Raw genomic sequence first — 6,963 nt, forward strand, 5'->3', positions numbered from 1 at the left:
GTGTTGAGCTATCCGGTCAAAACCCGACGCCCGAATATGCCGGGCATTTGATCGTGAACCATATTAACGATTATGGTCTCATCCGTTTTGAAATGGGTTATGCGGCGACGGTTTCGGTGTTTCTTCTTATATTTATGTATTTCGCGAACAAGCTCAGCTGGGGATTGTTCGGTACGAAGGAGGAGTAACAGCTGAAACAATCAAGCCTTGGTATAAAAATAAGCTTTAATCTGTTCATGCTTATCATATCCGTCATCATGATCCTGCCGATCATTTATATTTTTAATCATGCCTTCAAGCCTTATCATGAATTGTTCGTCTATCCGCCGACCTTCTTTGTGAAGGAGCCGAACATTCAGAACTTTGTTGAGCTCTTTTGGGTAACGTCCAATTCAATCGTTCCGGTATCGCGCTATTTGTTCAATAGTTTGTTCATTTCGGCTGCGAGTGTTGTTGGCGTGACGACTGTGAGTGCGCTTTGCGCTTATCCGTTGTCAAAACATCCTTTTCCGGGCCGCGCATTCATCTTTGCTACGATTATTCTAATGCTGATGTTTACGCCGGAGGTTATTCAAATTCCGAGGTATTTGGTCGTCAGCCACCTTGGCATTATGAATACGTATTGGGGGCATTTGCTGCCCGTACTTGCTTTGCCGGTGGGCGTGTTCCTGCTCAAGCAATTCGTGGATCAGATTCCTGATTCACTGCTGGAGGCTGCACGAATAGACGGGGCAAACGAATTTATCGTATTTGCTCGTATCGTCATTCCGATGTGTATGCCGGCCATCGCAACCGTTGCGATACTCTCCTTTCAGAACTCTTGGGGCAACGTGGAGACATCGATGCTGTTCATGCAGGACGATGAAATGAAAAACTTTCCGTTTTTCCTATCGACATTGACCAATAACTTGGCGAACAATGTGGCACGTCAAGGCGCCGCTGCTGTAGCAGCGCTTATTATGCTCGTTCCGAATTTAATTTTCTTTGTTATTTTGCAAAGCAAGGTCATTTCGACAATGGCGCATTCCGGTATTAAATAAGGGGGAAATCGTTTGAAGAACAGGAGGCTGCGGATTCGTCCGATCATTATAATCCTGATTACGGCGATTTACATAGCTTGGCCCATCTCACCGGCCACAGCCTCGCAGTTACCGTACGAAACCTACTATAAGGATGGATTCGGACAGCTGGTGAAGACGCAAGCGGCTTACATTCCTGCTGGCATTATTGGCACGGATGTTGAGATTACGGAAGCAAACCAAGCTGCGGGAGCCGAAGGGAAAACAAAGCTGCAGCTTAATCAGCCCAAGGATCTATTTGTGGATGATAAGGATCATATTTACATCGCAGACACGGGCAATAATCGAATCGTACACTTGGATGAGCAAGGCCAATATATTCGTGAAATCAAAGTAACAGAAAGCCCCCTCAAGAAGCCAAGCGGCATTTATGTCGATGAAGCTGGAGAGATTTACGTTGCAGATACGGGCAACAACCGGGTTGTAAGGCTCGATCAAGAAGGCAAGCTGCTAAAAGCATTTGGCCGTCCGGAGTCCAGCTATTTGCCGCCGGCTTTCAAGTATGATCCGGTTAACCTCATTGTAGATAAGCGCGGCTTTATTTATGTAACGACGCTTGGCGCTTTTCAAGGCTTGGTACAGCTTGATCCAGAGGGCAATTTCATTAGTTTTTTTGGGCCGAATAGCGTAAGCTTCTCTTTGTTTGATGCATTTAAGCGATTTGTATATACGCGGGAAATGTATCAAAGGGAGCTGAAGAAGCTGCCTGGAGCTATCGCCAACTCAACGATAGACAAAAACGGATTTATTTATACGGTGACGAAGGAAATTAGCGCGGATCAGGTGAAGAAGCTCAACATCGCGGGTCTCGACCAGCTGGTAGGCAAAGGTGAATTTGCTGCCCTGCAGCCGGTGCGTTCTTACGGAGAGGTATTTCACAGAACGAAGCAAAGTGTAAGTCCCCAGCTCAATGATATTACGGTGGATGCTGCCGGCAACTTTACTGTGATCGACTCTGTAGGCAATATGATTAGTCAATATGATTCGAATGGCAATCTGTTGTTTTTCTGGGGCGGGGATGTCATTACCGCTACGTCCAAGACAGGAATCGTCAAAGCGCCAGCAGCTATTGCGAGCAATTCCAAGGGTGAGCTGCTCGTGCTGGACAGCGTCAATAATTTCATTCAAGTGCTGCGGCTGTCTGAGTTCGGCCATCTCGTCCACGAAGCGAATCAATTAACGCAGGAAGGCAGATACGAGCAAAGCGAGCCGCTCTGGAGCGAGGTTCATCGTTTAAATGCACAATATACACCGGCACTGATCGGTTTGGCGAAGGCCGCTTACAAAAAAGAGGAGTACGCAAGATCGGAGCAGCTGTTTTATCAGGCAGGCGTAGTAGGCGGCTATTCAGAATCCTTTTGGCAAAATCGGTTGACGTGGTTCCAGAAGCACTTTGGCGTCCTCATGAATGTGGCGCTCGTGCTTGGCATCGTGTATCTTCTCTGGAATGTTTTATCCAAAAAGCTTCGCTTAAAAGGCAAACCATCAGCTAAACGCAGTGCTAGGCATCCGATACTTGAACAGCTGCAGCATATGTTCTATTTAATAAAACATCCTGTAGACGGCTTCTATGCTATTCGGTACGAAAACAAAGCAGGATGGTTAAGCAGCATACTGATACTTGTATTTGCATTAGCATCGTACGGATATATGCAGGCGGGCACAAGCTTTGTCTTTAACCCTGCTGTGCATGTCGGTATTGATTTGTTTCCCATTACGATTCAATTTATCGGAATTTGGCTCGGCTTTGTCGTCTCCAACTATTTAATCAGCTCGCTTCTTAGAGGTGAGGGACGGTTCCGAGACGTATTTTATGGCAGCTGCTATGCCTTATTTCCGATTATTCTCATCGGTATACCTGTAACTCTACTCTCGAATGTACTGACCTTAAACGAGCTGGCGATCTTTAAGTTTTTGAAGCTGTTTATCGTTTTATGGGTAGTATTCCTGTTCATATGGATGGTGCAAGGCATACACAACTATACCTTCATCGAAGCTATTTTTATTATCCTCTTATCGTTGCTTGCGCTTGCGATAATCGTCATTCTTATTTTCATCTTGATTAGCCTAAGCATAGAATTGGTCAACTTTATTAATTCCTTATATCAGGAGGTGATCATCCGATGACTGTACGCAAAATAAACATAAAGCTCGTTATGAAGCTGCTGCTCTTAGCTGTTTTGCTGACCGGTATAGGATGGTTTGCTCTTGTGGCGGTCGGGTTATGGGGTAAACCCGCCGACGTGGCCGTAGTTGCTGCAAATCCATTTGAAACGAAAGGCACTGTTCCCTATAAAGCGGGATTGCCAGTTGAAGCAAATTTTGAGCAAATCGCAGAATCAGACCAATTACTGTTGCTTGTAGATAAGGAATCAGCTCACTTCCAAGTAATCAATAAAGCAACAGGGAAGATATGGCGTTCCTATCCAGAGCCGAAGTATTGGGAGGAAGAAACGGTACCGAATACGTGGAAAAATAATTTAACTTCTCCCGTCATCATTGAATACGTAAATGCTAAAAACTACAAATCCTCTTCTGTAACTGCCGGATTAATCGAGAACCAAGGTTACTTGGAAAACTTCCAGGCTGCGGAAAATGGATTTTCGGTCACCTTCGCGCTGCCGAAGGTGCAGTTGAAAATTCCGATTGAGGTGCGTCTGCACAAGGACTATGTAGAGACGAGAATTTTGGATGAGGGAATCGTCGAAGGCGCTTTAAGCTTATTGAATATTAAGCTTTACCCTTTGTTTGGGGCTCAGCCGTCTGCTGGCCAAGAGGGTTACCTTTTGCTGCCGGACGGCTCCGGCTCGTTGATCCATTTTGAGGCAGATCGCTTGATGCAGCAGTTGACCTACAATGAGAGTGTTTATGGGCAGGATCTATCCTATTACAACGAAAATACAGGCAGACAGGGGATTACGATGCCTGTATTCGGCTTAAAGACAGGGGATCAGGCGTTTGTTGCGATCATCTCCGAAGGGGAGTCGTTCGCGAATGTTTATGCAGCGCCGTCAGGCGCGGTGGGCCGCTCGAACTGGGTGACGACCGAATGGCAGTATCGGAAAAAGTTTTTCCAAAGTGTAAGCAAGAGCACGGGTGAAGGCTTCTATACATACAGCGGCGATAAGTTTATAACGAAAGCTCGCGCAACGCGTTATTATCCACTGCTCCCTAATAAAAGCGATTATGCTGGCATGGCGGAGGTTTATCGCAATTATTTGATTCAAGAGCAGGGTGTAAAACCGCTGGAAACAAACAAAAAAGACATTCCGCTGTTTGTAGATATTGTAGGCGCAGACATCGAGAAGGGGCTTTTTGCAGATTCATATTTAAAAGCGACTACGACAGAAGAGGCGACCGAGCTTGTTCGTTCGATTTATGACAGCGGCATTCAGCATCTGCAAATTCAATTCTCAGGGTGGCAGCAGGACGGTTACAGCACGCATGGCGGCTACTTTCCTGTAGATAAGCGCTTAGGTGGAAACAAAGGGATGAAAAGCTTTATCTCCTTCGCTCATACCTTGGATATTCCTGTTTATTTGACGGCGAATTATACGCTCAATACGAATGGCGATGATCGGTTCTGGTGGAGGCGCGACGGCTTGCGCAATTTGGCAGGAACGGTGCTGGAGGAAAGGGGAAATGAGGACCAGGATGCAGCGAAGTTTGTAAGCCCGAGGTTTTATGAGAAGGTGGTCTCGGCCGATTTGAACAGCTATAAGAGCTTGGGAGCAGACGGCATCTATTTCGAGGATGGCATTGGCAAGCAGGTCAATACGGATTTCAACAGCCGATACTTGGCGAGCAGGGCAGAGGTTGTCGATGTACAGCGCAGCATTTTGAACAAGAGCAAGGAAGCACTCGGGTCGCTTGTGGCGAATAATGTGAATTTCTATGCGCTAGCTCAAATCGACCATATCCATCGCCTAACCGCTGATTATTCGTATGATGTCTTCATCAGTGAAGCGATTCCTTTTGCCCAAATCGTTCTCCATGGCTTGCGCACATATTCGCTGGAATGGTCTAATTTGCGCGATGAGTTTGATGATGAGCTGCTCCGCAGCATTGAATATGGGGCATACCCTGCTTATGTGCTTAGCGGCGACAAGGCAGCTGATTTGAAAAATTCCTATTCCTACTGGTATTACAGCTTGAACTATAAGGATTGGATCGATCATTTAAGTGCTGAATATGCCAAAACCAATGAGGCGCTTGCAGCTGTGCAGGAGCAGTTTATTACGGGACATCGTACGCTCGCTCCAAATGTGAAGGAAACAGAGTATGGCAGCGATTATCGCATTATCGTCAATTATAATCAGACCGATTACAGCAAGAATGGCATTATCGTTCCAGCAAAAGACTTTGTCGTCATAAAAGGAGGAACGAAGCCATGAGATGGAGTCGCAAGCTGGAAAATACGACAGTTAGGAAGCTCGAAGGCTCCCTGTTTATCGCGCCTTGGGTGTTTGGCTTCCTCGTTTTTGTGGCGTTCCCGCTCGGCTATTCGCTGTACATGAGCTTTCATCAGGTGAAAATTACGGTGAGCAGCGTCAACTATACGTTTATTGGACTCAGCCATTACCGGGAAATTTTGATCGCGAACGGAAGCTTGCTCTATGAGGAGCTGTTCCCGTTTCTAAGGGAGTCTGCCATGATGATTCCGATCATTCTTGTCTTTTCCCTGTTTGTCGCCATTTTGCTTAATTTGCGTTTTCCAGGCAGAACGCTGTTTCGGGTCATCTTCTTTTTGCCTGTTATTTTCTCCTCTGGCCAGATTGTGCAGGAGTTTATTGCGCAGGGGGAAGGCTCTCTCAGCATTATGGAGACGCTGCGTATCGACTATTATTTGCGTGAATATGTTCCGGGATCATGGGCGGCTCCGATTCAAAAGGTCATGAGCTCATTTGTTCTCGTCCTTTGGTATTCAGGCGTGCAAATCCTTATTTTCCTTGCTGGACGCCAGACGCTGCCAGCATCTGTGTACGAGGCTTCCCGTATTGACGGCTCGGGACCTTGGAATACATTTTGGAAAATAACGCTGCCCGGTCTTGTCCCTTATATCTTCTTGAACTTAATGTACACGGTAGTCGATTTATTCACCTTCCCATCCAATCCGATTGTCAGCCGAGTGAATACGAGCAATTATGGCAGCTCCAGCGCTTTGGCATGGATCTATTTCTTAATCATCCTAACCTTCGTACTCTTGACCTTATTGCTATACAGCCGAGTGGATAAGTCGCTTTCAGGAAAACGATAAGTGGGAAAGAGAGGTGAGCGTTCATGAAAATTGTGAAAAAAGGAAATGAGATTGCGGCTAATCTATATAGCGATGAAAAGCTGCGAAGAAGCTTGATTGGTCTCAGGTATCGGCTGCTTGGAGCAGAAATTGATAAGGGCATTCTCTTCAAGCTGTTTGTTTATATTATTCTGATTAATGTCGCCTTCATCTATATGAAGCCGATTCTATACATGGTGACGACGATGGTTAAGGATGCGAGAAACATTCTTGACCCAACCGTTATTTGGGTGCCGCGGTCCATATTTTTGGGGCATCTGCAGCAGGCGAGTGAAATGCTGAATTACACGAAGAGTTTCCTCATCAGCGTCTCGCTGGCTTCTTCCGTAGCGGTGCTGCAGGTATTCTCCTGTGCAATTGCCGGTTATGCGTTCGCAAGGCTGGAGTTCCCCTTCAAAAAAGTATGGGGAGCTCTGCTGTTGTTTACGTTTATTATGCCGCCGCAAATTACGATTTTGCCATCGATCATGCTCTTTAAAGAGTTCGGCTGGCTGAACACGTTTTTGCCGATGGTTGTCCCCGCTCTATTTGGCCATGGATTGAAAGGAGCAATGTTCGTTATCATCTATCGATCCTTCTATTCCACAC

General features: G+C 46.2%; 5 protein-coding genes and 1 pseudogene. All 6 read left to right on the forward strand.

The features are described from left to right. Positions 1 to 188 (forward strand): annotated as a pseudogene (locus AC1DSE_RS27070) (sugar ABC transporter permease); the annotation flags it as partial. A 48-nt stretch (positions 189 to 236) separates the two neighbouring features. Further along, positions 237 to 1,040, forward strand: a complete 804-nt coding sequence (locus AC1DSE_RS27075) for a carbohydrate ABC transporter permease (protein ID WP_477510653.1) — start codon at positions 237 to 239, stop codon at positions 1,038 to 1,040. Positions 1,041 to 1,052: 12 nt separating this feature from the next. Continuing rightward, complete coding sequence (locus AC1DSE_RS27080; RefSeq protein ID WP_477510652.1) at positions 1,053 to 3,206, forward strand: SMP-30/gluconolactonase/LRE family protein; 2,154 nt, start codon at positions 1,053 to 1,055, stop codon at positions 3,204 to 3,206. Continuing rightward, positions 3,203 to 5,473, forward strand: a complete 2,271-nt coding sequence (locus AC1DSE_RS27085) for a DUF5696 domain-containing protein (protein ID WP_477510651.1) — start codon at positions 3,203 to 3,205, stop codon at positions 5,471 to 5,473. The genes AC1DSE_RS27080 and AC1DSE_RS27085 overlap by 4 nt, the downstream gene beginning before the upstream one ends. Then, positions 5,470 to 6,336 carry a carbohydrate ABC transporter permease gene (locus AC1DSE_RS27090; protein ID WP_076269028.1) on the forward strand — a complete coding sequence of 289 codons (867 nt, stop codon included), beginning with the start codon at positions 5,470 to 5,472 and terminating at the stop codon, positions 6,334 to 6,336. Before AC1DSE_RS27085 ends, AC1DSE_RS27090 begins: the two co-directional genes overlap by 4 nt. Positions 6,337 to 6,359: 23 nt before the next feature. After that, positions 6,360 to 6,963, forward strand: a 604-nt coding sequence (locus tag AC1DSE_RS27095; protein WP_477528484.1) for a carbohydrate ABC transporter permease, incomplete at its 3' end; no start/stop codon positions are given.

The organism is Paenibacillus sp. 01L418 (assembly GCF_056400045.1).